This window comes from Burkholderia sp. Leaf177 (genome assembly GCF_001424345.1).
Taxonomy (GTDB): Bacteria; Pseudomonadota; Gammaproteobacteria; order Burkholderiales; family Burkholderiaceae; genus Caballeronia.
In genome coordinates this window covers 1-1,538 of the sequence record NZ_LMPF01000019.1, presented here as the reverse complement: position 1 = coordinate 1,538, position 1,538 = coordinate 1, and the positions used below count along the sequence as shown (strand labels likewise).

The 1,538-nt window shown below is 52.1% G+C and carries 2 protein-coding genes and 1 pseudogene; all 3 read left to right on the top strand.

The annotated features are described in order from the left end of the window. Nucleotides 1-320: T6SS immunity protein Tli4 family protein (locus tag ASG35_RS31785; RefSeq protein ID WP_056357858.1), on the top strand; the 320-nt coding region annotated here is incomplete at its 5' end. Between the two features lie 359 nt (nucleotides 321-679). After that, nucleotides 680-825, top strand: a pseudogene (locus tag ASG35_RS32670) (hypothetical protein); the annotation flags it as partial. Between the two features lies 1 nt (nucleotide 826). Beyond that, a partial coding sequence (locus tag ASG35_RS13575) for a T6SS immunity protein Tli4 family protein (RefSeq protein WP_268761123.1) occupies nucleotides 827-1,538 on the top strand: 712 nt, incomplete at both ends.

Here is a 1,538-nt window from a genome sequence, read left to right as displayed (position 1 = left end):
GAGCGCTGTTCAAAGCCACGAATGGCCGGCTTATCCGATCGGGCACCATCGCGCTTGAAGGAGGCCTGAAAGCCGACGAAGCGTTGATGTCCGGCAGGACTTCCGCGACTGCCCCTATACAAGGCAATTTACTTTCGCTGGAAGCCAACTATGCGGGCGGTCAGGCAACGCCGTATCTACTGTTGGATATGAAAAATGGCTATCCGAGCGAGCTTATTGAAAGTTACGACATAAAAGGCGCATCGCTGACCGAAGGTGAAGCCATTGAAATCTGGGACAAAGTTTCCCGCTCGCTTCGGGTACGTCCGAATGCTTTTTAATCATGGCGATCAAACGCTTCTTGCTGCTTCGCTGATCTTCTTAGCAAGGGATTTTGTCAGGTCGACTTCTTCAACTGAACACGTGGTCTTCACGCAGCGTGGCGACGCAATCAAAGGTANCATGGCGATCAAACGCTTCTTGCTGCTTCGCTGATCTTCTTAGCAAGGGATTTTGTCAGGTCGACTTCTTCAACTGAACACGTGGTCTTCACGCAGCGTGGCGACGCAATCAAAGGTACGGCCAACATGGAATACACGGCGTGAAAGTAACTGCGTTGATTGTTGGCTTTGTCTTGTTAGCCAGTGCATGCGGACGCGCCGCGCCTCTCACGGAACAGGAGAAGAAGCGGGTGAATGAAATGACGATGGATATGAAGACGCGCTGCGTAGGACGGTATGTGATYGATATGCCCGCAGTTTTTTTGCCCGCAGGGACGGCCAAGTTTGGTGATGCGAGCGTACAAGCTCAGGCTATGACATTGGAGGAATTCAACACCGCCGTGGANGATATGCCCGCAGTTTTTTTGCCCGCAGGGACGGCCAAGTTTGGTGATGCGAGCGTACAAGCTCAGGCTATGACATTGGAGGAATTCAACACCGCCGTGGAAGAGCGCGCGGCCAAGATGACGGGTACGAAAAGCGTAATGGGATTTCGGTTTCTCTATGACTATGGAGAAGTASCGAACGTTAAACGAACGCAGTATTTTGTATCGCTAGGCGACTATGGATCATCGAGTGACGCCGTCCGGATAATAGACGCATACAAGTGGGATCAGGGATATCAGCTTACGTTGCGTTTGAAAGCGAAAGATTTCACGCACTCAGAGATCCGGGACATGCCATCGGTCAAAGAAATGCCGGTTCAAAATAACCTTCCCGAAAAGACGCGTATTGCATTCGACCTGATAGCGCGGCTTCAAGGACGTCCCGATGACATGGTGCCAAGCGAGCCAGGTGCATGCTTTTTCGGTGGCTTTTTGAAGGGAAAGGCATCCGGCGATGARRAAATTRACTCGTCCTTTGTTATCGCCGACAAGCCCGATGTCTGGTTCAGCTTTGAGAGCTTCACCAATTTAAGTGCCAATGACACGCTTCTACAACGTGTTCACGGTAGCGAAGCGCGAGCGCTGTTCAAAGCCACGAATGGCCGGCTTATCCGATCGGGCACCATCGCGCTTGAAGGAGGCCTGAAAGCCGACGAAGCGTTGATGTCCGGCA